Here is a 22,955-nt window from a genome sequence, read left to right on the forward strand (position 1 = left end):
TTGTGTTGTTGAAACCTGCCCAATATCCTCAGGCCAGCTTATCCGCCAGGAAATCCAGCTGTAGTCGGGTATCTTCTAGGAAAGAGCGGGATAAATGCCGGTTATCCGGATACAGGACCCAGATCATTTCTTTGTATTGTTGAAACCTGCCCAATATCCTCAGGCCAGCTTATCTGCAAGGAAATCCAGCAGTAGCCTGATTTTCGGAGATAAATGCCGGTTACCCGGATATACGCCCCAGATAATTTCTTCCTGTTGCTGAAACTTGTCCAATACCGTGACCAGTTGTCCTGTTTCCAGGTGCTGCTGGAGGTAATAATGGGGCAGTTTTACCAGACCTATGCCTTTTAATGCCGCATCCACCAGGGCGGTACCGCTGTTGTAACGGATATTGCCTTTCACCCGGATATTTTTCTCTGCCCCGTTATGGCAAAAACACCAGTGATCTAACGTGCCCAATAAACAATTGTGGCCGCTGAGATCTGTCAGCGAGCCGGGAGTACCGTGTTGCTTAAGGTAGGCGGGGGAGGCACAGACATAATTGTTGCGCCGGGTTAATTTTTTCGCCATCAGGCTGGAGTTCTCCAGCTTGCCTATCCTGATGGCGAGATCATAACCCTGTTCAACCAAATCCAGGTTCTGGTTGGTGAGAAAGGCACTGACGCTGATATCCGGGTAGTCCTGAATAAAATCATTGATCAGGGGTAATACCTGCTGTTCGCCATAGGTGACCGGCGCGGTTAATTTTATATTGCCGCGGGGGGTGTGTTGCAGGTTGGTGATACCGCGCTCGGCGGCTTCGAGATCATCGAGCACCGAGCGACATTGCCGGTAAAAAACTTCACCCTCCTGGGTCAGGGAGACTTTACGCGTGGTGCGGTAAAAGAGTTTAATGCTGAGCCTGGCCTCTAAGGCGCTGATTTGCCGGCTGACCTGGGCGGTGGAAAGGGTTAACCGTTTTGCGGCCCCGGTGAAGCTTTCACTTTCTGCCACCGCGACAAATTCACTGATCCCCTGCCATTGCACCATTATTACTGTCTTGTAAAAGTGTATTGTTAATTAACTATATTATCATTTATTTAGAAATAATTATAATAGGCTAATATCAAGCTACGATAGATAATCGTTTTTGGTGGTCAGCAGCTTTGTCTGCGCCATTAACGTGATCTTTTATTTCAGTGAAACAGCTAAGTAAAAAGCCAAGTTTAAAAAGCAGAGAGGATTAACATGTCTGAACAATTTATCAAATCAAGAGCCGCGGTTGCCTGGGGACCCAATCAGCCCCTGTCTGTGGAAGAAGTGGATGTGATGTTGCCGAAAAAAGGCGAAGTGCTGATCAAGGTGATAGCCTCCGGTGTCTGTCATACCGATGCTTTTACCTTATCCGGTGAAGACCCCGAAGGCATCTTCCCTTGTATTTTAGGGCATGAAGGCGGCGGCATTGTCGAGCAGGTGGGTGAAGGCGTGACCAGCGTTCAGGTCGGCGATCATGTGATCCCACTTTACACCCCTGAATGTGGTGAATGTAAATTCTGTTTGTCGGGGAAAACCAACTTGTGCCAGAAAATTCGCGAAACCCAGGGTAAGGGACTGATGCCCGACGGCACCACGCGTTTTTATAAAGACGGCGAACCCATTTTCCATTATATGGGCTGCTCTACTTTTTCCGAATATACCGTGCTGCCGGAAATCTCCCTGGCCAAAGTTAATAAAAAAGCGCCGCTGGAAGAAGTGTGTCTGCTTGGCTGCGGCGTAACCACAGGTATGGGCGCGGTGATGAATACCGCCAAGGTTGAAGAAGGTGCCACCGTGGCCATTTTCGGCTTGGGGGGCATAGGTTTATCCGCGGTGATCGGTGCGACCATGGCCAAGGCCAGCCGTATTATCGTCATTGATATTAATGACAGTAAATTTGAACTGGCGCGTAAGCTCGGTGCGACCGATTGCATTAATCCAAAAGAATATACCAAGCCTATCCAGGAAGTGATTGTCGAACTCACCGACGGCGGTGTCGATTACTCGTTTGAATGTATCGGTAATGTTGATGTCATGCGTTCGGCGCTGGAATGCTGCCACAAAGGCTGGGGTGAGTCGGTGATCATCGGGGTCGCCGGTGCCGGTCAGGAAATTTCTACCCGTCCGTTCCAGTTAGTCACCGGCCGGGTATGGCGGGGCACGGCATTTGGCGGAGTCAAGGGCCGCTCTGAGCTGCCGGATTATGTTGAACGTTACCTGCAGGGGGAATTTAAGTTAGATGACTTTATTACCCATACTATGCCATTAGAAGAAATCAATGAATCCTTTGATTTGATGTATGCCGGTAAAAGTATTCGCACTGTCATTCATTTTTAAGCTGCCATTTCAGGCCAAAATGCTCAGGCACCCGAAACAGGTTTCGGGTGCCCTTAACCATAATTAACTGAATATTACTTATGACAATCACTCAAGTTTCAGAAAACAAGGTGTTTGGTGGCAGACATGTGCAATATCGGCATCAGGCAAACAGCCTGGCTTGCGATATGCGTTTTGCCATTTTTTTACCTCCCCAGGCCAGCGAAAATCACAAAGTCCCGGTGCTTTATTGGTTATCCGGGCTGACCTGCACCGATGAAAATTTTATGCAAAAAGCCGGAGCCTTGCGTATCGCCGCCGAGCTGGGCATGGCGATAGTGGCACCGGATACCAGCCCCAGAGGGGAAGCTGTCCCCGACGATGCCGATAACAGTTATGACTTCGGCCATGGTGCCGGTTTTTATGTCGATGCGACCCGGGAACCCTGGTCGGCGAATTATCAAATGTATAGCTATATCCGTGATGAACTGCCGGCGCTTATCGAGCAGCACTTCCCGGTGACAGAGCAGAAAGTGATCAGCGGCCATTCCATGGGCGGTCATGGCGCCCTGGTGCTGGCCTTACGTAATCCCGGCTTTTACCAATCGGTTACCGCTTTTAGCCCGATTTGTAACCCGAGTGCCTGCCCATGGGGAGAAAAAGCCCTGGGGAATTACCTGGGGGACGATAAAACCGCCTGGCAGCAATATGATGCCAGCATCCTGATGAGCAACCTTGAGCAAAAGCAGCAGATACCGGCTTTAGTGACGCAGGGAGGAGACGATGATTTTCTTGAGCAGCAGCTCAAACCCGATACCTTAGTGGCGGCGGCTAAGCACAGTGGTTATCCGCTCAGTTATGAACTGCAGGCGGGTTATGATCACAGTTATTATTTTATCAGCAGTTTTATCGAGCAGCACCTGAGGTTCCACGCCCGTCATCTGGGATTGGGGTAACTTTCAGACGTAAAGACCAGAAAAAATAGCGGCGATATTCCCGGCAAAACGGAGATTTTTCTTGCAGGTCAGACCAGTTTTGGTTAACAATGAATTTTTGTTTAACGACTAAATTGGGAAATTAACATGGCCAATCGTTTCAGCCGGTATGTCGCTGCCATTAACAAGACACCTGCTTTTATGCGCTCTGCGCTGTTGACGAAATTATTTTGCTCTCAGGTAAAATATGCGAAAACCTCAGGGGTGAAGTTACTGAAGATCAGTCATCATCAGACGGAACTGTTGCTGGAAAACAAGAAAAAAGTACAAAATCATATCGGTGGTATTCACGCGGTTGCTGCCGCGGTACTGGCGGAGTCTGCTACCGGCATAGTGTTTGGCATGAATGTGCCCGACAGCCGTTTACCCTTGTTAAAGTCGATGAATATTCGTTATCAGCGGCGCATGCAGGGTAACCTGCTGGCAAAAGCCAGGTTAACGGACGAGCAAATTGCCGATATCCAGCAGGCGGAGAAAGGCGATATTATTGTGCCGGTAACGATTACCGATGAGTCGGGCCAGCCGCCGATCGAATGTGAAATGAACTGGGCCTGGGTCAACAAAAAGCCGAAAACTGAAGCTGTTGGCAAAAACTGATCCCGAAAAGATGAAATAATCTCCATATCCGCTGCCGATTCATGCCCTGGCAGCGATAAGCATTGCTTCTTATGGCCAATTCCCTACACTAGAGAGTATAAAGATATAAACCCGCTCTTGTTGTAACCGTAGGGAATCATTCGGCTAACTCGCTCTTTGGCGCAGCTTGGCCGTCAACTATGTATGAATAAAGCCGCAGCCAACCCCCTCTATCGTCAGTTTACCCCTATGCTGGCCGCTATTTTTATTTTAGTGGGCCTTATCCTGCCACTGGCGATAACCTTAATGGACCTGAGTGAGCAGCAACAGGGAGCCGCACAGCAGGAACAGCTGGCTAAGTTACAGCGGCAAAATCAGTATTTGCAATACCGGCAAAAAAATCAGACGCTTTTCAGTCAGTTGTTATCGGAAAGCGATGCCGGGCAATTCTCCCGTCTGTATCAGCGTTTGCTGGACAACTGGCAAAGCCTGGCGGGACAAATCCCGGACAGCGGAGCAAGTGACAATATCTTATCCGGCGACAGTACTTTATCCGAAGGGGTGAAACGCCTGGCTGCGGGTAGTAAACGCAATATTCAGCTAAAACAGCAAAGCATTATTCAATTGCAACTGGTGGCGGATGCCCTGGACAGTCTTATTTTCAGCAAACAAGGGCAGCTGGAGCAACTTTATCAGCAACTGCAGGCGGATAACATCAGTGATGCGGTAACCGTTAGCCGGGCCCGGGCGCAGGGCAAGATATACACAGAACTGGCCCGCTATAACCAATTGGAAATTTTACTGGCCCAGCTGCTGGTTTTATTTGCCGATTTGGACCTGCAATTACCCTTAGACGAGTTTGAACAGCTTAGAAACCGTACCGAAGAGCTGTTAACCATGGCCGGTGAAGTGACGGCTGAGCAAGGGCAGGATGTCCAGCTGAAGGCGCTTGGCGATGAAATGAATAAGTTGTCGGCATTATTGCTGACTCAGCAGCGTACCCTGGCAAAATGGCAGGGGCATTTGCGCCTGGCACATGAATTTCGCCGGGCATTAACTGTTCACCGGGATAAGGCCCGGCAGTTGCTGACCGATAAACCGCCAGCTGTGCCTCAAGGGGAGTCTTCAAAACCGGTTGCAGGAATATCAGGCTGGCTGCTTAGCCATACCCAGGGACAGCCGCTGTTTTTCGCCGTCAGTTTATTTGCAGGACTGGCGATAGCCGTTTTGTTGCTCCTGGTGCGCCTGTATCTGCGCCTGAAGGCCTATACCAGGCAAAGCCTTGCTCTGTGTGAACAGTTAGCCAGCGGGGAACCGCTGAATGAAAGCTTAATCAGCTCTTTTGAAAACAGTCGTTTTACCCGGATATTCAGTCAAATGAAAAAGCCGGAGGTCACTGCCGATGAGGTGAAGCGCCATAGCCAGGGTTACCGGATGCAACTGAAAACGCTGGCGCAGGAAAATCATGTGCTTTACTGGCAGCTGGACGGAGAATTTACCTTAGCCCGGCAATTGAGCCGGGGAAGCAAATACCTGTTGCATCAGGCGATAACGGTCAGCAGCTGGCGTCATGCTTTTCCCGCAGAAGAAGTGAAAAAGTTAACGGCTGTCGCCCGGGAGGTGAAAAAGAGCAGCGAAACACAAAATATCCGGGTTTTCACTCACTCGGGAGAATTGCTGGCCATTTCGCTTATTTACCGGGAGCATAATTTCTGCGGCACTATAGCCAATGCCGAGGCGATTGCCGGCTATGAACAGCAACTGCTGTTATTAAACCAGGAGGCGCAGGAGCAACAACAGGCCCGGCAGCGGTTTATGCAACAAGAGCATCAGCAATTACATCATTTATTGACGGTGGCCGGTTTGCAGGTACAGAGTCTGTCCTACGGTGCCGATATTTCCCCGCGGCAACTGTCCCGGCAATTGACCCGGGCAGCTGACGGTTTAGATCAGTACGCCCTGTTGGCCGCCCTGAAGGACAAGCAGTTGGTGATGGCATTGCAGGATGTGGATCTGGTGAATGAGCTCCATGCGGCCATGTACAACCTGATGGCGCAAGGCAGGCGACAACAAAATACCCTGGTGCTTGATTGTGATCCTTGCCTGATCCGGCAGGTAAAATTGGATGTCCGCCTGTTCCATGAATTGCTTAATGCAGTTTACCGTCTTGTGCTTGCCGGTATTTTCAAAGGGCAGTTAACCTTGACGGTTAAGCTCAGGGACAGGCATCCGGGGCAACAAGTGGTGCAAGTGGCTGCCGAAGTCAGCAGCGGCCAGGCACTTAGCCGTTTGCCTGCATTGCTTGAGTTGCTTAATAAGGATGAGCAAATCCCGCAAGATTTAGCCGGCAAAGTGCTTGTTGAATATTTTCAGTTGTTATTGGCACGTCATCACGGCACTAATCTGCTGGCCTCGCTTAGTGAGCAGGGGTACCGCCTGGCCTTTGATTTACCTCTGGCACAGGCAAAAGCGGATGAAAGTGCAGCGGATATAGAGGAGCCGGCACCGTTAACTTTGTTATGCCTGTCTGATAACAGCGAGCAGCAGCAACAACTCAGCCAGTTGCTTAAGCCGCTTACGCTTGACGCTTATGCAGCTGCCGATGAGTTGATAAATGAGCTAACACCGGGGCAACTTAAGAGCCGCCCGGTGGATGTTGTGATGGTCGGTGAAGCGCTGTTTGCCAGGCAAAAAGATCAGCTGTTTACCCATATAAATGGCCTGCCTGAGGCAGTGCAACCCAAGCTCTTGGTATTGCAATCGGGACTCGGCCAGGTTAGTGAACAGGTTAGAAAGCAGATTAGCGGGCTGGGTTTTTACTCTCCGGCAGCGGCTTTATTGTCACGGCAAAATCTGCTTAGCGAAATCCGCAACCTGATGCAGCAAAAGGCAAAAACCAACCTCCTGTTTAACCCACAAATATGCCGGCAATATGCTTTTGTCGGCACCGAAGTTGAAGTTTTGCTCGGGGTTAAGGAGCCCGGCAAGCACCAGGCATTGATATCCGTTTTGAACTGGCTCGGTTTACAGGTACGCCTGGCGGCGAATAGCAAGAGCACGCAAGAGTTGTGGTATGGCGGACGTTTCCTGCTGTTAATTACGGAATTTGAACTGCCGGCTTTTGTTGATCTGGATAAAGGCAAAGCATTTGAGCGCGGCCTGTTCAGCTTGCCCGGGGGGGCATCCTTTGCCCGTAAGGAAAGCGCTAAAGGCTGGCGTGTAGAGGCACTGCCCGCACTATCGGATTTACCAGCCCTGGTAGCCATATTAAGGCCCTGGTTAAAAGTGCTGGAACAGGTTCAGGCTAAAACAGAACCCGCTCAGGAAAAAAGTTTGCAGTCACAGGCAGCGGTTCAGGAAAATAAGCCAGGCAAGCCTGAGCTTTCGCCCTCCGGTATTGCCGGTTATTCCCCTGAATTGCAAGAGTATGCGCTACAGCAGCAATTATTCCATGTGCAGGACAATGACAGTGAGGTGCTGGCAGCATTTGATTTACAGCGCTACACCCGGCATCAGCACTCGGCGGAGCTGGCGGCGTATATGCTGGATGAATATTTGGCGGATAACCGCGATTACCTGGCGCAGTTAACCGCGGCTTTTCAGTCGCGGCATTTTCAGCAGGCAAGCAAGGTGCTGACCTTACTGGAAAAAAATGCCGGTATTCTGGCGGCGGATAATTTATTTACCCTTTGCCGGCAAATGCAGGCATTAACTGAGCGAAAACACCTGAAACAGGCGGATGCCTTGCTTGAGCAAACCCGGCAGGAGCTTGATGCCATAGAAAATTATGCCGAAAGCATTTAAGAGCCGAACCCGATGAAAACCACCAAGACTCAAGAGCCTTTAGCCAATAAAGAGCCCTCAGCGGATAAAGAGCCTTCAGCGGGTAAAGAGCCCTCGGCCGATAAAGTGCCTTCAGCCGAGGTAAGCAGCCCTTGTGTACGCAATTGCTGCCTGGATCATCAGGACTATTGCCTGGGATGTTTTCGCCACCTGGATGAAATTACCGGCTGGTCCGGGTTTAGCAATGAACAAAAACACCAGGTCTTGCTGCAATGCCGGCTAAGAAGAAAAAATCGCCAACCTTAAGCTGGTATTGACCTGAAGCGGCGGCTCTCAAACCTGGCTCAGGCGTCGCGGGGCAGGCCTTTTTCTATGGAGCGGATGAGGCGTCCGGTCAGGCGCTGGTTGACTTCGATAACTTTAATCTCTTGTTTTGCCTGCTCGGCTTTGAGCTGCTGCTGCGTCAGCGCCCATTGAATATGCTCGGCTACCATAGCATCTACCTTTGGTAACTTTGCCGTTAAGGCGTTGACTATCTCCTCTGAAAAACCGGCATTACCCAGCGCCACGGCAATATTGCGCTGCCAGCAGGCATAACCTATGCGCCGTATCGGCGAGCCCTGGGTTTTATCCAGAAATTCTTTTTCACTCCAGGCAAACAGGGTTAATAAACTGACATCGTCGAAATTATTACGCGGCTGAAAATCATCTTCCTGCCCGAGTTTGGCAAATTTGTTCCAGGGACAAATCAGCTGGCAGTCATCACAGCCATAAATACGGTTGCCGATCAACGGGCGAAACTCTTCCGGGATGGCATCGCGTAATTCTATGGTTAAATAGGAGATACAGCGCCTGGCATCGACGGTATAAGGGGCGACAATCGCCTGGGTAGGACAGATCTTCAGGCAGGCAACGCAATGGCCACAGTCGTTTGCCGGCGCCGAGTCGCTGGGCAAAGGGATATCGACTAACAGCTCTCCGAGAAAAAACCAGGAGCCCGCCTGTTTGTTGATTAATAAACTGTGTTTGCCGACCCAGCCCAGGCCTGCTTTTTCCGCCAGCGGCCGTTCCAGGACCGGTGCGGAATCGACAAAAGGACGAAAATTAAACTGTTGGCAATGCTCTTTAATTTTTTTGCCCAACTGCTGCAGGCGTTTGCGCATTAACTTATGGTAATCCCGGCCCAGGGCATAGCGGCTGATATAGGCATGGTCTTTCTTTTTTAGCAGTTTGGCAAATTTGGCATCGGTGGGCAGGTAATCCAGGCGTACGCTGATCACGGAGACGGTGCCGGGCTCAAGTTCATCGGGGCGTGCCCGCATCATGCCGTGGCGTGCCATATAATCCATATTGCCGTGATAACCCTGCTCCAGCCAATGTTTCAGTGCCGCTTCATGCTCGGACAGGTCAATATCTGAGATCCCTACCTGGGAAAATCCCAGTTCACGGCCCCAAAACTTGATTTTTTCGGCTAATTCCTGATAGTTGATGGTAGAGGATGACATGGATGAGATGGTGATGCCTTCAAGTAAACTGCTTAATAAATTCAGGGAGTAGTTTACCACAGCCAGGGTCAGGCGCTAAACAAGTTAATAAAAATGAACTCGGGTTTGCGGTAAATCAATAAATGGGATGCCGCCCTTAGCAAGCAATTTGGCTTTGCGTTTTAATGACGGAGCCGCTGACGCTAACGTGAAAAAGTACAGAGGATGGGAAACCGGGAAAGGACGTAAAAATGATGCCCCCAGCAAGATCAAAAGCGAAATTACCGATCAAGTTAGCCGATTGCCTGCCCCTGCCGGCCTACAGGGCCGGGCAGGTCAAAGACAATGAGGCTAAAGTTGCCGCCTCACAGGGGATTGAAATGTATGCCCTGATGGAAAGTGCCGGCGGCGCCGTGTTTTCCCTGGTGCAATCTTTATGGCCACAAGCGGCCAAAGTACTGGTGCTGTGCGGTAAAGGCAATAATGGCGGAGACGGTTTTATTTGTGCCCGTTTGTTAAGTCATTCGGGTATCGACGTGCTGGTGTTAAGCACAGTGGCAAAGAATGAGCTTAAAGGAGATGCCCTCACGGCTTATTTGCAACTGGAACAAAGCGGGGTTGAAGTGTTACAGGCGGGGGAGTTAGCCCTTGCTGACTACATAAAGCAGGATTTCAGCGGGGAGATCATTGTCGATAGCCTGTTTGGCATAGGTTTTCATGGTCAGTTAAGTCAAGACAGTGAAGCCCTGGTGCGTGCCGTCAACCGTCACCGGGCAAAGGTGATCAGCGTCGACCTGCCATCGGGGTTAAATGCTGATAGCGGTACTGTCAATCCCGAGGCGGTAAAAGCGGATGTGACCCTGACCTTTATCGCTGCCAAACAAGGGTTGTTAACCGGGCAGGCGGCAGATTATGTCGGCTGCTTATATCTGGCTGATTTGGGGTTGGGGCAGATTTTTCAGCAGCAGATTGGTTCGGATCATTTTATCCAGGGCAGGCAGCAGTTGCCTGTACTGGAGCCGGTATCGGCTATCCGCCATAAAAGCTCCCCGGGACTGGTGCTGGCCATCGGCGGAAATCAAATGATGCCGGGCGCCATCCGTTTGGCGGGAGAGGCTGCATTAAGGTGCGGCGCTTCTATGCTGGCAGTGGCTTGCCACCAGGAAAACCGAAACCGGGTTTTTAACGGCCTTCCGGAAATGATGCTGGCGCCGGACCGGGCGGATGAGCTGGCCCGCTCTGCTGTCTTTAACAAGGCAAAAGTGATGATCCTGGGGCCGGGGCTGGGCCGGGACCACTGGGCCCGACATTTATTTGATTTTGCTATAACACAGCCGCTGGCCTGTGTTATCGATGCCGACGGCCTGTATCTGTTACGGCAGACCTGGCAACAGGGGGGCTTGCCCGATGCCGGAGCAACCCGGGTATTAACCCCTCATAGTGCAGAAGCGGCCTGTTTACTCGGTTGTAAGGTTAGCGAAATTAACCGGGATCGCTTTGCCGCGGTCAAAGCCATTGCCCGCCAATACCAGGGAATTTGCCTGCTCAAGGGGCCGGGTACCCTGATTTCTGACGGTAAAACCGTATGGATCAACACTTGTGGCAACCCGGGTATGGCAACGGGTGGCATGGGTGATGTATTATCAGGCATAATAGCGGCCATGTTATTGCAGCTTAACGAGCCTTTGGCTGCCGTAAGGCTGGCGGCCTACCTTCACGGGCAGGCCGGAGATAATATTGTCGCTAAGCAGGGGCAGCGGGGTTTGCTGGCCAGTGATTTATTTCCCGAACTTCTGCACCTGGTCAACCACTATCAGGTTGACGGCGGGGCAGAGGGTTAAAAATGAGTTTGATAAAGAGTTAATGAAGACACTAGATTATGATTTAGCCGATGAGCAGGCGACGGTTGCTTTAGGTACGGCTTTAGCCGGGGCGATCCGGCAACTGCAGGGGCAAGGTTTTATTGCTTATCTCAACGGCGATCTCGGCGCGGGTAAAACCACCCTGACCAGGGGAGTTGTCCGCGGCATGGGCCACAAGGGCAATGTGAAAAGTCCGACCTACACCTTAGTTGAGCCGTATGAGCTCGACAGCTGGCAGGTTTATCATTTTGACCTCTACCGGCTGGCAGATCCGGAAGAGCTCGAATATATGGGGATCCGGGATTATTTTGCCGCCCATTGCTGCAGTTTTATCGAATGGCCGGAAAAAGGCCGGGGTCTGCTGCCGCAAGCGGATGTCACGATAGACTTGGCCTATCACGGCGAACAACGTAAAATCACCCTGGCAGCCCACAGTAGCACAGGCAATCAGGTGTTAGCCGAACTGGAAAAAATTGTTTAGGGTGTTGCAGTTTTAAAGTTTTTTTTAAGGAGTTTAATTAAGCTTTTTAAACTAGCTTTTGTTAAAGGAAACAAGGTAATAAATTAATGTTGGCTGGATTGAAAATACGATACCTGATCTCAGTAGTCTTGCTCTGGATGGGCTTGTGTTCGGTGAGTTATGCCGTCAATAAAATTGAAGGGATCCGGGTATGGCCTGCCCCGGAGAATACCCGGATTGTTTTTGATTTAAAGCAAAAGCCCGATTACAGCTATTTTAGTTTATCCGGTCCGCAGCGTTTAGTGATCGATTTTAAAAACAGCCAAAATACCGTGTTGCTCAATACCCTGGCGGCGAAAGATAAACGGATCAAGCGTTTTCGCACCAGCGAGTCAAAGAAAAAAGGCTCGACCCGCCTGGTGTTGGAACTGGCCAAGTCCTACCAGCTGACGGTTTTCCCGCTGGCGCCGGCGGGGCAATATGGTCACCGCCTGGTGGTGGACCTGCATGATAAAGAAAGTAAAAAGCGTGTCGTTAAGGCGGTTGGTGATAAAAAGAGAGATATTATAATCGGCATAGATGCCGGTCATGGCGGTGAAGATCCCGGCTCTATCGGCGGTTACGGCACTTATGAAAAACAGGTGACTTTAGCCATTGCCAAGCGATTGCAGAATTTGATCAACAAGCAAAAAGGCTTTAAAGCCGTGATGACCCGCACCGGAGACTATTATGTGCATTTAAACCGCCGTACCCAGATAGCCAGGCAAAACCAGGTGGACTTTTTAATTTCTATTCATGCGGATGCGTTTCGTACGCCGCAGCCAAACGGTGCGTCTGTCTGGGTTGCGCTGCATTCCCGGGTGGAGTCGGAACTCTCCCGCTGGTTGGTGAACCGGGAGAAAAATTCAGAATTACTCGGCGGCGGCGGCGGGGTGATCAAAAATACCGCCGATGATAACCTGGCGATCACGTTAGCGGATATGAATAAAGAGCATTCCTTGGAAATGAGCTTAGGTTTGGCCAGCGATGTTATCAGCAAGTTGAAAAAAGTCACTAAACTGCATAAGAAAACGCCCCAGCATGCCAGTCTGGCGGTATTGAAGGCATCGGACATCCCCTCGATTTTGGTGGAAACCGGTTTTATTTCCAATCACAAGGAAGAGAAAAACCTGAAAACTGCCGCTTTCCAGCAGAAACTGGCCCGGGCGATATCCAACGGCGTACGCCAGTATTTCCTGCAAAACCCGCCGAAAGACTCCTATCTGGCCTCCGTAGGCTTTACCCGGCATAAGGTTTCCAGTGGAGAGTCATTGTCACTGTTGGCACAAAGATACCGGGTTTCCGTCGGCCAGCTGAAATCGGCCAACAACCTGACCAGCAATGTCGTCAGGATAGGGCAAACCTTAAAAATTCCCCGGGCGGATTAAGCAAAGATGAGCAATATTGAAATTTTACCGGCGCGCCTGGCAAACCAGATTGCGGCGGGGGAAGTGGTGGAGCGTCCTGCATCTGTGATCAAAGAATTGATCGAAAACAGCCTGGATGCCGGCGCCACTAAAATAACTATCGAGGTGGAAAAGGGCGGCATCAAAAAGCTGCGTATTTCCGATAACGGCAAGGGAATAGTAAAAGATGAACTGACCCTGGCCCTGAGCCGTCATGCCACCAGTAAAATCAAAGATTTAAAGGATCTCGAAGGCATTGCCAGTCTGGGCTTTCGCGGCGAGGCCCTGGCCAGTATCAGCTCGGTCTCCCGCCTGACTTTGACCTCTAAACCGAAAGAGCAGGAGACCGCCTGGCAGGCCAGCGCCGAAGGGCGGGATATGAAAGTATCGGTGCAACCGGCGGCCCATCCCGACGGCACCACCATAGAAGTGAACGATCTGTTTTTTAATACCCCCGCCAGGCGCAAATTTTTGCGCACGGAAAAAACAGAATTTAATCATATTGATGAAATTATCCGCCGTATTGCCCTGGCACGGTTTGATGTCGCTTTTACTCTGAGCCACAACGGCAAAATGGTGCGCCAGTACCGGATTGCCCGGGACAAGGCCTATTATGATAAACGGGTGGGGCTGGTGTGCGGCCAGCGCTTTCTCGAGCATGCGGTGAAGGTAAACTGCCAGCACGGCGATCTGCACTTGTGGGGCTGGTTGGGGAAACCCAGCTTTGTTCGCAATCAAAACGATCTTTGCTATAGCTATGTTAACGGCCGCATGATGCGGGATAAGTTGATTAACCATGCCATACGCCAGGCCTATGCGGATTTATTGCCTCTTGAAGGTTATCCGGCCTTTGTCCTGTTTTTAACCCTGGATCACCGCGAGGTGGATGTGAATGTTCATCCCGCCAAGCATGAGGTGAGGTTTCATCAGGGGCGTTATGTCCATGATTTTATTTATTCCGTGTGCCAGCGGGCATTGCAGGAACAAACGGAATTACTTGTGCCAGAAACCGGGGAAATTATTAGCGGGGCTACCAGTGGCGGGGTGGCCAATACCGGTGTGAGTAATGTCGGAAATGTTTCCGTTAGCGATAGCAGGGAAACCGGCACCTATGGCGCGACTTTGCCTGTTAATTCTGGCACTGAGTCGGCGGTTTCTTCTGATGCTGCTTTTAGGGGCGGGCAGCAGGTAAACTCATCGCCGGGGCAATATTCACCCTCACAGAATTATGGCGGTGAACGTGCTTATGTTAAGCCTTTAACCTCGCTGGGTAGCCACCAGGGGGCTTATGGAGCAGGTGCTTCGTCGGGGCAGGCGGCATCGTCGCCAAGAGTAACGCCGTCCGCCGGGGCCGTGAAAAATTACCAGCAATTAATGACCCCTTATGACGGCGCTGAAACAAGGGCAACTGGCGCGCAAGAGCAGGAATTGCCAGCCCGGCTGGTGTTTTTTAAAGAGCCTGAATATGCGGTTATTACCCTGAAGCAGGATTTACGCCTGTTGTCATTAACGGCTCTGGCACAAGCGGTAAACCTGGTATCGGTGCAGCAGCGCTGGCAGCAGGGCTTGATCCGTCAGCCGTTGTTGTTGCCGGTTCAGCTGAGTTTGCCGGCGCAGCAGTTTGCTTTTGCCGGACGATATCAGCAGGCCTTAGCCCAGGCAGGTATAATTATTACCTTTGGTGATAATAGCAGGGTACAAATCCGGGAATTTCCGGCTATGCTCAGAGAAAAAGATGTCAGTGCAAGTTTATTATCCCTGTTGTCTTATCTAGAGGTTTTGCCAGAAGCGGATGAATTAACGCCAGAGCACTGGCAGCAAGGGATAGCTAAGGTTATGCAGCCGGAAAATTTTACCGAAAACAGTGCCCGGGAGTTGTTGTTTCAGGCACAATCTGTGCTCTTAGGCAAATTTGAGGCACAGTTGCTCTTGAATTCCGTGGAGCTAGACCTTACATCAGCCATAAGTCAGTTAGGTTAAGTGTTTTATGTCATCGAGTTCTAAACAGCCCCCCGTTATTTGTTTAATGGGGCCGACCGCGTCCGGAAAAACAGCACTTGCCATGGCGCTCCATGATGCTTTGCCCTGTGATATTATCAGTGTCGATTCGGCGTTGATATACCGGGACATGGATATAGGCACGGCGAAGCCTACCGCGGAAGAGTTAAAGGCTTACCCCCATAAGCTGGTAAACATCCGCGATGCTGCCGAGGTCTATTCAGCGGCGGATTTTTGTCAAGACGCTTTGGCTGAAATTGAAAAAAGCCGGGCCAATAATCGTATTCCGCTGTTAGTTGGCGGCACTATGATGTATTTTAAAAGTTTGGTGCAGGGAATTTCTCCGTTGCCTCAGGCAGATGCGGAGGTACGCCGGGATATTGAAGCCCAGGCGAAGCAGTTTGGCTGGGAGCATATGCATCAGCAATTAATGCAAATTGATCCGGTGGCGGCAGCGCGGATTCATCCCAATGACCCGCAGCGACTGACGCGGGCGTTGGAAGTGCACCGCCTGACAGGAAACACTTTGACACAATTAATTGAAATAAAAGGTGCTACCCTGCAAGGGGATGTTTTACAATTTGCCATTGCACCGGCTGAACGTAAAACCTTACACGATCGTATAGCATTACGATATCAACAAATGATCACAGAAGGATTTGAGCAAGAAGTTATTAAGTTAAAACAACGAAGTGATTTACATGAAAATCTACCTTCCATTCGTTGTGTAGGTTATCGTCAAATGTGGCAATATCTTAATGGCGAGTTTGATCATGAAGAAATGGTTTTTCGTGGTATCTGCGCCACCCGGCAGCTGGCAAAGCGTCAGTTGACCTGGTTAAGAAGCTGGCCGGATCTGACCTGGTTAGAGATGGAAGATGAAACAAATTTACAACAAGTTTTATCAGCAGTGAGCAATCTAGACACATTGATGTATAATTAGGCTAGTTAATCGGTAACCGGTTAATAAAAAACAATTTTTATCGACAATAACAAAAGGGGCCAGAGAATGGCAAAAGGGCAATCGTTACAAGACCCATTTTTGAATGCTTTACGTCGTGACCGCATTCCAGTAGCAATCTATTTAGTTAACGGCATCAAGCTTCAGGGACAAGTTGAATCATTTGATCAGTTTGTTATTTTACTGAAAAATACCGTCAGTCAAATGGTTTATAAGCATGCTATCTCTACGGTAGTACCTTCTCGTGCGGTAACGACTATGCCGGCACAAGGTCAGGCTGAATTTAATCAATCATCGGACGCTTAATGGTGATATTTAGTCTTTTCAGGCGCTGCTCATTTGTTTGATCGTTATCAGGCGGGTGAGCAGGCGATACTTGTCCATGTAGATTTTCCGGACGAAAGCTCGCGCGAGGACCTGCAAGAATTTAAAATGCTGGTGTCTTCTGCCGGGGTCAGTGAACTGACCGTGGTCAGCGGCAAGCGTAATACGCCGCATCCCAAATATTTTGTCGGCAGTGGTAAAGCGCAGGAAATCGCGGATGCGGTGGCGCTTTATGACGCCAACGTGATTTTATTTAACCACAGTTTAACGCCCTCCCAGGAAAAACATATCGAAGCTTTGTGCCAGTGCCGGGTTATTGACCGCACGACTTTGATCCTGGATATTTTTGCCCAGCGGGCCAGAACCCATGAGGGTAAGTTACAGGTCGAGCTGGCGCAGTTGCGCCATATCAGCAGTCGTTTGATCCGGGGCTGGACGCATTTAGAGCGGCAAAAAGGCGGCATAGGTTTACGCGGGCCGGGTGAAACCCAGCTGGAAACCGATCGCCGTTTGCTGCGCGAGCGCATGAATAATATTCTTAAGCGCCTCGATAAGGTGGAAAAACAGCGGCAGCAAGGACGGCGTTCCCGTACCCGCGCGGAAATTCCGACCATATCCCTGGTCGGGTATACCAATGCCGGTAAGTCGACCTTGTTTAACCGTTTAACTGATTCCGACGTTTATGCGGCAGATCAGCTTTTTGCCACCCTGGATCCCACCTTGCGGAAAATTGAAGTGGAAGATGTTGGCCGGGTGATCCTGGCGGATACCGTAGGTTTTATCCGCCACTTACCCCATGATCTGGTGGCGGCGTTTAAGGCGACATTAACGGAAACCCGGGAAGCAGAACTTTTGCTGCATGTGGTGGATATTTCCGATGAGCGTCGGAGTGAAAATATCGATCAGGTAACGGATGTGCTGACGGAAATTGAGGCGCATGAAGTTCCCCAGCTGATGATCTGTAATAAAATTGATAATTTGCATGATGTTGAGCCGAGGATCGACCGGGATGAAACCGGTATGCCGGTCCGGGTATGGTTGTCGGCCCAGGCCAATATCGGCATAGATTTATTTTTTCAGGCGTTGGCGGAGCGCTTGGGGCGCCAGATAGTGCGCCATAGCCTGAAAATCCCCCCCGCGGCAGGAAAACTGCGGGGCATGCTGTATCAGCTTAACTGTATTGCTGATGAGCATTTTGACGAACAGGGGAATTGCCTGGTGGATGTAAAACTGCCGGCCCGGGAATGGAATCGATTAATAAAACAGGATAAAGCGGGCTTAGAACGCTTTATTGAAAACTAACTGACTGATATATTAGCAGCAATTGCAATTTAGCGGAGACCATCATGGCTTGGAATGAACCGGGGAATAACGATAAAGATCCCTGGAAAAATAAGGGTGGCAATAACCAGGGGCCACCAGACTTGGACGACTTACTCAAAGACCTGGGTCAGAAAGTAAGCGGTGTCTTTGGCGGGAAATCATCAGGCGGCGGCTCGGGAAAAAGTTTTTCCAGTGTCGGCATTGGCCTGGCCCTCATTATTTCGGTATTGGTATATGCCTTTAGCGGTTTTTATACCATCAAAGAAGCCGAGCAGGGCATAGTGTTACGTTTCGGTCAGTATGCCGGTACGGTTGATCCCGGTCTGCGCTGGAAGTGGACTTTTGTCGAGCGTATTATTCCCGTGGATATGCAAACCACGCGGGATTTGCCTGCGGCCGGTTTTATGCTGACCCAGGATGAAAACGTGGTGCGGGTGGAAATGCAGGTACAGTACCGGGTGGTTGATGCCCGTAACTATGTCTTTAGCGTGACCGATGCCGACGACAGCTTAAGTCAGTCGCTGGACAGCGCCCTGCGTTATGTCGTTGGTCATGCGGCGATGGATGATATCCTCACCAGCGGCCGTGAAACCGTGCGTCAATCGGTGTGGCAGGAGCTGGAAAAAATCATCGAACCTTACCATTTAGGTTTGATCATCGTCGATGTTAACTTTAAAGACGCCCGTCCGCCGGAAGAAGTGAAAGATGCCTTTGATGATGCCATCTCGGCACAGGAAGATGAAGTACGTTTCTTACGTGAAGCCGAAGCTTATGCCCGTGGCATAGAACCACGTGCCCGTGGCCGGGTAAAACGTATGGAACAGGAAGCCCTGGCATACAAACAGCAAACCATTCTGGACGCTGAAGGTGCGGTAGCCCGTTTCGAAAAAATCTTGCCTGAATATCAGGCGGCGCCACAGGTAACTCGTCAGCGTATGTATCTGGCGGCGATGGAAAATGTTTACAGCAATACCAGCAAGGTCATGGTGGATGTTGAAGGAGGCAATAATATGATGTATCTGCCTTTGGATAAAATCATTCAGCAGCAAAGCAGCGGCCAGCGGGTTATTCCTCAGGCAACAACCAGCTTAAGCCAGCAGCCGGTATCGACGAATACCAAACCATCCAGTTCCGGTCGTTCAGATCGCTTCAGCAGCGGGAGAAACTAAGCAATGAAGAATTTTTCCATAGCGATTCTCGCCCTGTTGTCGGTATTAGTGGTCTCTTCGGTGTTTGTTGTCTCCGAAGGCGAGCGCGGTATAGTGTTCCAGTTTAAGAAGATCAAGCGTGACAGTAGCGGTGAAATGCTGGTCTACGATCCGGGATTGCACTTTAAAATTCCTCTGATGGAGTCGGTGCGTAAATTCGATGCCCGTATCCAGACCCTGGATGAAGCGCCGGATCGTTTTGTAACCGCCGAGAAAAAAGACTTGATGGTCGACTCATTTGTTAAATGGCGTATCGTTGATTTCTCAACCTACTACCTGCGTACTTCCGGCTCTCTTGATAATGCCCAGGCGCTGTTAAAACAAAAAGTGAATAACGGCCTGCGTAGCGAGTTTGGTACCCGCACTATCAAGGAAATTGTTTCCGGTGACCGCGACGCCATTATGAGCAAGGCGCAGGAAAGTGCTGCCAGCAGCCAGGATGACTTAGGTATTGAAGTTATCGATGTACGTATCAAGGCGATTAACCTGCCGACAGAAGTCAGTAACTCGATTTATGAGCGTATGCGTGCAGAACGTACCGCGGTAGCAAAAGAGCACAGGTCTCAGGGTCAGGAGCAATCGGAGATTATCCGTGCAACTATTGATGCCAAGGTAACGGTAATGCTGGCAACGGCGCAGAAAAACGCCCTGGAAGTTCGTGGTGAAGGAGACGCATTGGCTGCAAAAGTTTATGCCGACTCTTACAAGAAAGACCCGGAGTTCTTCAACTTTTTCCGCAGCCTGCAAGCCTACGAAAAAAGCTTTAACAGCAAAAGCGATGTTATGGTGGTTAAACCCGACAGTGACTTCTTTCATTACCTGAAAGACAGTGCTAAAGCCGGTAAATAAACCTTAACAATTATCACCGGCCGTGAAACCTTCATGGCCGGTTTTATCCTTCTCTCCTGTGCTTTAGCCACAAAGTTGCCGGGATTCAAAAATTCTTCATATTCATGTCAAAATCCGGCCTTTTAACGGCTTTCACCTTGTTGTTTCTTCTTAAGTGATTGATACTATATTTTTTATCGGTGATTTGCTTAATAAGGAAATAACGTTTCATTATGGAAATTCTGACTATGCCGGGTTTGCTCACCGTACTGGCAGTGGTTTTTATTATCGAAGGCTTGTTGCCCGCGCTTTTCCCCAATAAATGGCGCGCCTATATCCAACAACTGGCCAGCCAACCTTCGGGTACCATACGTACCATAGGCTTTTTTATGGTTTTTATCGGTGCCGTGCTTTTACTTATCGTTCAGTCATAATTTTTTCTAACCTCCAGCTGTTGCCTCATCATATGCAGTATCCGTTTATTATGGTCTTCCCCGTGCTGCCCTTTTGCTTATTGTTCGCGCTTAATATTTTTGACCGTTTCAAAAAATAAAGTTATTGCTAACTAATTAACCTTGCTGGCTATTTTATATACTTTCGAAAAAGCTGGATTTAGTGCTTGGACTGTAAAATGTTATTTGTTAAAATCCCCGCCTAATTTTCTGACCAACATTTAAACATGCGCAAAAACGTCGTAGTTCTAGGCACTCAATGGGGTGACGAAGGTAAGGGTAAGGTTGTAGACCTGCTCACAGATAAAGCCAAGTACGTAGTACGTTATCAGGGAGGCCACAATGCCGGTCATACTCTGGTAATAGACGGTGAAAAAACCGTTCTTCATTTGATCCCTTCAGGTGTGTTACGTGAAAATGTAAAATGTTTGATAGGTAACGGGGTAGTGTTATGCCCTAAAGCCTTGATGAAAGAAATCACTATGTTAGAAGAGCGTGGCGTACCAGTACGCGAACGTCTACTGATCAGTGATGCTTGTCCACTTATTCTTCCCTACCATGTAGCATTAGACGTTGCCCGTGAAAAAGCGCGCGGTAACAAAGCGATCGGTACTACCGGCCGTGGCATAGGGCCAGCATACGAAGATAAGGTTGCCCGTCGCGGTTTACGTGTTGGCGACTTGTTCTGTAAAGACTCATTTGCTGCCAAGTTAAAAGAAATTATGGAATACCATAACTTCGTTTTAACTACTTACTATAAAGCCGAGCCTGTAAGCTATGAAGAAGTACTGGCCGACGCTATGGCAGTTGCCGACACCATCAAGAAGATGACGGCAGATATTGCTGAAATTCTTGATCAGGCGCGTCTGAATGATGAAGCCATCATGTTCGAAGGCGCACAAGGCACCTTACTGGATATCGACCACGGTACTTACCCTTACGTAACCTCTTCAAACACAACTGTGGGTGGCGTTGCTACCGGTTGTGGTTTTGGTCCGCGTAACCTGGATTACGTACTAGGTATTACCAAGGCTTACACTACCCGTGTAGGTTCAGGTCCTTTCCCGACCGAATTAGACGATGAAATCGGCAATCACTTAGGTACAGTAGGCCATGAATTTGGCGCGACTACCGGCCGTGAGCGTCGTTGTGGTTGGTTTGACGCCATCGCCATGCACCGCGCAGTTCAAGTGAATAGCGTGACCGGTTTCTGCCTGACCAAGCTGGATGTATTAGACGGTTTAGAAACACTGAAAATCTGTGTTGGTTATAAAACACCAACCGGTGAAATCATTACCGTGCCGCCAACGGCTGCAGAAGGTTATGAAAAAATCACCCCGGTTTACGAAGAAATGCCGGGTTGGAGTGAAAAAACTTTCGGTGCGACTACTATCGAGCAATTACCGGCGAATGCCCTGGCTTATATCAAGCGTATTGAAGAAATCACCGGTGTTCCGGTTGATATCATCTCAACAGGTCCTGATCGTAACGAAACCATTATTAAAGTGAACCCGTTTGGGGAGTAACTTGTTTTTATTACCTGGTTGGCTAATTGCCGGGTAATAACAAAGCTAAGTTTTATAAAAGGCCGCTAAATGTTATTTAGCGGCCTTTTTACGTTTAGGGGGCGTAGGTGTTAATGAGACGCTTTACGCATAAACTACCGGCTAAGATCTTCTCTGAGTAGAGGTTTTTGTGGCGAAAAGAAGTACTAATAAATAGTTCTATCGAGCATGAAACACTTTTCTAGGGAAGTGTTTCATTTTTTAGCTATATTATAATTTTTTTAAACGAAATTATGGGTTCTGGAGGTTGGTTGAAATCAATGTTTGAAACAGAAGGGGGGATTATGTTCCATCAATTTAGGTCCAGTTTAGTTATTGTACTAACTTGCCTTACCCATTTCCTTAGCACGCAAAAGAGTGACAGGATACGTGCACCATTGATTGACCTTGCTAGTCTATAATTAAAGAAGTTGTTTGTTTTCTTTAATTATTTCATCTTCGAAAAAGAATACTTGTATAGAAAGAGCCTTAAAAGATTCTTTAAAGGCTTTGTGTTCAAAGTAATTAAAATCTTCAAAGTCTAAATAAAATTGCTTGTCAAAAGCCAATAGGAGAGGCCATACTTTTCTATGTTCTTTCAACAGGTTAGGGAAATACAAATTAACAATCATCTTCATCTTAGAATGTATTTTAACAATTTCAGAATGCATATCAAAAAGCTCTTGTATTGTTCCACGTTCATCTATTATGTAATCAATAATTAAATCATATTTCTTTTGATTGCGACGAGAAAACTCCAAACATAAGCTATATAAAACCTCTAGTTTCGCAGTTAATAACTCTTGCCTTTGCCTACGGTTCTGGTGCCAGTTATTCATTGACATAGCAACTATCGCGACTAGTGCACCGATAAGTGCCGAAATAAGTTTAGATTCATCCATAATAAGATCTAATAGACATACAGTTTTTACAAAGGATTAATTTTAATATTTACATAAAGTAGATAAATTTCAGCATACCACCAACTAGCAATAGATGCAGATTATGCAGCATCCGGCATATTCAAAACGTAATTTTCGAAACATTAAAAAAGTATTCTCATTATCCATTGCTAATGGTCAGTTTAGCGTACTTTCGAGTCATTAGCGTTTGATGAGATTATGACATTGGTCAGTATCAAAATCAGGAATACACTGCGGGAAAGTGTTTCAAAACATGAGTGAGATGAGTGATTTTCTAAATTGCCCCCCCCCCCGCCAAAAAAAACCTTACCTACCGCTGCTGAAAAAGATGAAAAGCTATACCACTTTATGACCAAGAACCAACCATCACTGTTGATTTTTGGCTATGTTCGCTTTAACTGTTGTTTCCCCAGAGCTAACTTTAACCAATGCGATTCAGAAACTTCCGCAGTTTCAAA

The 22,955-nt window shown here is 48.9% G+C and carries 19 protein-coding genes; 16 read left to right on the plus strand and 3 right to left on the minus strand.

The window, feature by feature from the left end; translation table 11 throughout:
- Positions 1–159 precede the first annotated feature (159 nt).
- Positions 160–1,029: a LysR substrate-binding domain-containing protein gene (locus tag QL234_RS27245; protein ID WP_281560911.1), complete on the minus strand. Its 870-nt coding sequence runs from the start codon at positions 1,027–1,029 to the stop codon at positions 160–162.
- A 198-nt stretch (positions 1,030–1,227) separates the two neighbouring features.
- On the opposite strand from QL234_RS27245, the gene QL234_RS27250 reads away from it, so the two are divergent.
- From QL234_RS27250 to QL234_RS27270, 5 genes are all read left to right on the plus strand, one after another.
- Positions 1,228–2,352 carry an S-(hydroxymethyl)glutathione dehydrogenase/class III alcohol dehydrogenase gene (locus tag QL234_RS27250; RefSeq protein ID WP_281560912.1) on the plus strand — a complete coding sequence of 375 codons (1,125 nt, stop codon included), beginning with the start codon at positions 1,228–1,230 and terminating at the stop codon, positions 2,350–2,352.
- Between the two features lie 80 nt (positions 2,353–2,432).
- Complete coding sequence (gene fghA, locus QL234_RS27255) at positions 2,433–3,287, plus strand: S-formylglutathione hydrolase (protein ID WP_281560913.1); 855 nt, start codon at positions 2,433–2,435, stop codon at positions 3,285–3,287.
- A 126-nt stretch (positions 3,288–3,413) separates the two neighbouring features.
- Entirely contained in the window at positions 3,414–3,923 is a 510-nt protein-coding gene (locus QL234_RS27260) for a DUF4442 domain-containing protein (RefSeq protein WP_281560914.1), read from the plus strand.
- A 183-nt stretch (positions 3,924–4,106) separates the two neighbouring features.
- Positions 4,107–7,706 (plus strand): hypothetical protein, encoded by a 3,600-nt coding sequence (locus QL234_RS27265; protein WP_281560915.1) that lies wholly within the window; start codon positions 4,107–4,109, stop codon positions 7,704–7,706.
- A gap of 105 nt (positions 7,707–7,811) precedes the next feature.
- Entirely contained in the window at positions 7,812–7,991 is a 180-nt protein-coding gene (locus QL234_RS27270; protein WP_281560931.1) for a DUF1289 domain-containing protein, read from the plus strand.
- A 38-nt stretch (positions 7,992–8,029) separates the two neighbouring features.
- Here QL234_RS27270 and queG read toward each other — a convergent pair whose 3' ends face one another.
- Positions 8,030–9,190 (minus strand): tRNA epoxyqueuosine(34) reductase QueG, encoded by a 1,161-nt coding sequence (queG, locus tag QL234_RS27275; RefSeq protein ID WP_281560932.1) that lies wholly within the window; start codon positions 9,188–9,190, stop codon positions 8,030–8,032.
- Between the two features lie 230 nt (positions 9,191–9,420).
- On the opposite strand from queG, the gene QL234_RS27280 reads away from it, so the two are divergent.
- The 11 genes from QL234_RS27280 to QL234_RS27330 all read left to right on the plus strand — a co-directional run bounded on the left by QL234_RS27280 (position 9,421) and on the right by QL234_RS27330 (position 21,556).
- On the plus strand, positions 9,421–11,010 hold the full coding sequence (locus QL234_RS27280) for an NAD(P)H-hydrate dehydratase (protein ID WP_281560916.1): 1,590 nt from the start codon (positions 9,421–9,423) through the stop codon (positions 11,008–11,010).
- A gap of 22 nt (positions 11,011–11,032) precedes the next feature.
- Positions 11,033–11,512, plus strand: a complete 480-nt coding sequence (tsaE, locus tag QL234_RS27285) for a tRNA (adenosine(37)-N6)-threonylcarbamoyltransferase complex ATPase subunit type 1 TsaE (RefSeq protein WP_281560917.1) — start codon at positions 11,033–11,035, stop codon at positions 11,510–11,512.
- An 86-nt stretch (positions 11,513–11,598) separates the two neighbouring features.
- Positions 11,599–12,918 carry an N-acetylmuramoyl-L-alanine amidase gene (locus QL234_RS27290; protein WP_281560918.1) on the plus strand — a complete coding sequence of 440 codons (1,320 nt, stop codon included), beginning with the start codon at positions 11,599–11,601 and terminating at the stop codon, positions 12,916–12,918.
- Positions 12,919–12,924: 6 nt separating this feature from the next.
- Entirely contained in the window at positions 12,925–14,916 is a 1,992-nt protein-coding gene (gene mutL, locus QL234_RS27295) for a DNA mismatch repair endonuclease MutL (RefSeq protein WP_281560919.1), read from the plus strand.
- A gap of 7 nt (positions 14,917–14,923) precedes the next feature.
- Entirely contained in the window at positions 14,924–15,877 is a 954-nt protein-coding gene (gene miaA / locus QL234_RS27300) for a tRNA (adenosine(37)-N6)-dimethylallyltransferase MiaA (protein WP_281560920.1), read from the plus strand.
- A 66-nt stretch (positions 15,878–15,943) separates the two neighbouring features.
- Complete coding sequence (gene hfq, locus QL234_RS27305; protein ID WP_044833833.1) at positions 15,944–16,201, plus strand: RNA chaperone Hfq; 258 nt, start codon at positions 15,944–15,946, stop codon at positions 16,199–16,201.
- Positions 16,202–16,234: 33 nt separating this feature from the next.
- Entirely contained in the window at positions 16,235–17,521 is a 1,287-nt protein-coding gene (gene hflX, locus QL234_RS27310; protein WP_281560921.1) for a ribosome rescue GTPase HflX, read from the plus strand.
- 44 nt (positions 17,522–17,565) lie between these two features.
- A complete protein-coding gene (gene hflK, locus QL234_RS27315; RefSeq protein ID WP_281560922.1) occupies positions 17,566–18,711 on the plus strand; it encodes an FtsH protease activity modulator HflK in 1,146 nt (381 codons plus the stop codon).
- A gap of 3 nt (positions 18,712–18,714) precedes the next feature.
- Entirely contained in the window at positions 18,715–19,599 is an 885-nt protein-coding gene (gene hflC / locus QL234_RS27320) for a protease modulator HflC (RefSeq protein ID WP_281560923.1), read from the plus strand.
- Positions 19,600–19,811: 212 nt separating this feature from the next.
- Positions 19,812–20,012, plus strand: a complete 201-nt coding sequence (locus QL234_RS27325; RefSeq protein ID WP_281560924.1) for a DUF2065 domain-containing protein — start codon at positions 19,812–19,814, stop codon at positions 20,010–20,012.
- A 245-nt stretch (positions 20,013–20,257) separates the two neighbouring features.
- On the plus strand, positions 20,258–21,556 hold the full coding sequence (locus tag QL234_RS27330; RefSeq protein WP_281560925.1) for an adenylosuccinate synthase: 1,299 nt from the start codon (positions 20,258–20,260) through the stop codon (positions 21,554–21,556).
- A 440-nt stretch (positions 21,557–21,996) separates the two neighbouring features.
- Here QL234_RS27330 and QL234_RS27335 read toward each other — a convergent pair whose 3' ends face one another.
- Positions 21,997–22,476 (minus strand): hypothetical protein, encoded by a 480-nt coding sequence (locus tag QL234_RS27335; RefSeq protein WP_281560926.1) that lies wholly within the window; start codon positions 22,474–22,476, stop codon positions 21,997–21,999.
- Positions 22,477–22,955: the final 479 nt, after the last annotated feature.

The organism is Thalassomonas sp. RHCl1, assembly GCF_947387555.1.
Taxonomy (GTDB): Bacteria; Pseudomonadota; Gammaproteobacteria; order Enterobacterales; family Alteromonadaceae; genus Thalassomonas.

Bases quoted from the DNA above. Each gene is read 5' to 3' on its own strand.
- QL234_RS27245 (WP_281560911.1), bottom strand. From the start codon at position 1,029: ATGGTGCAATGGCAGGGGATCAGTGAATTTGTCGCGGTGGCAGAAAGT.
- QL234_RS27250 (WP_281560912.1), top strand. From the start codon at position 1,228: ATGTCTGAACAATTTATCAAATCAAGAGCCGCGGTTGCCTGGGGACCC.
- fghA (WP_281560913.1), top strand. From the start codon at position 2,433: ATGACAATCACTCAAGTTTCAGAAAACAAGGTGTTTGGTGGCAGACAT.
- QL234_RS27260 (WP_281560914.1), top strand. From the start codon at position 3,414: ATGGCCAATCGTTTCAGCCGGTATGTCGCTGCCATTAACAAGACACCT.
- QL234_RS27265 (WP_281560915.1), top strand. From the start codon at position 4,107: ATGAATAAAGCCGCAGCCAACCCCCTCTATCGTCAGTTTACCCCTATG.
- queG (WP_281560932.1), bottom strand. From the start codon at position 9,190: ATGTCATCCTCTACCATCAACTATCAGGAATTAGCCGAAAAAATCAAG.
- QL234_RS27280 (WP_281560916.1), top strand. From the start codon at position 9,421: ATGATGCCCCCAGCAAGATCAAAAGCGAAATTACCGATCAAGTTAGCC.
- tsaE (WP_281560917.1), top strand. From the start codon at position 11,033: ATGAAGACACTAGATTATGATTTAGCCGATGAGCAGGCGACGGTTGCT.
- QL234_RS27290 (WP_281560918.1), top strand. From the start codon at position 11,599: ATGTTGGCTGGATTGAAAATACGATACCTGATCTCAGTAGTCTTGCTC.
- mutL (WP_281560919.1), top strand. From the start codon at position 12,925: ATGAGCAATATTGAAATTTTACCGGCGCGCCTGGCAAACCAGATTGCG.
- miaA (WP_281560920.1), top strand. From the start codon at position 14,924: ATGTCATCGAGTTCTAAACAGCCCCCCGTTATTTGTTTAATGGGGCCG.
- hfq (WP_044833833.1), top strand. From the start codon at position 15,944: ATGGCAAAAGGGCAATCGTTACAAGACCCATTTTTGAATGCTTTACGT.
- hflK (WP_281560922.1), top strand. From the start codon at position 17,566: ATGGCTTGGAATGAACCGGGGAATAACGATAAAGATCCCTGGAAAAAT.
- hflC (WP_281560923.1), top strand. From the start codon at position 18,715: ATGAAGAATTTTTCCATAGCGATTCTCGCCCTGTTGTCGGTATTAGTG.
- QL234_RS27325 (WP_281560924.1), top strand. From the start codon at position 19,812: ATGGAAATTCTGACTATGCCGGGTTTGCTCACCGTACTGGCAGTGGTT.
- QL234_RS27330 (WP_281560925.1), top strand. From the start codon at position 20,258: ATGCGCAAAAACGTCGTAGTTCTAGGCACTCAATGGGGTGACGAAGGT.
- QL234_RS27335 (WP_281560926.1), bottom strand. From the start codon at position 22,476: ATGGATGAATCTAAACTTATTTCGGCACTTATCGGTGCACTAGTCGCG.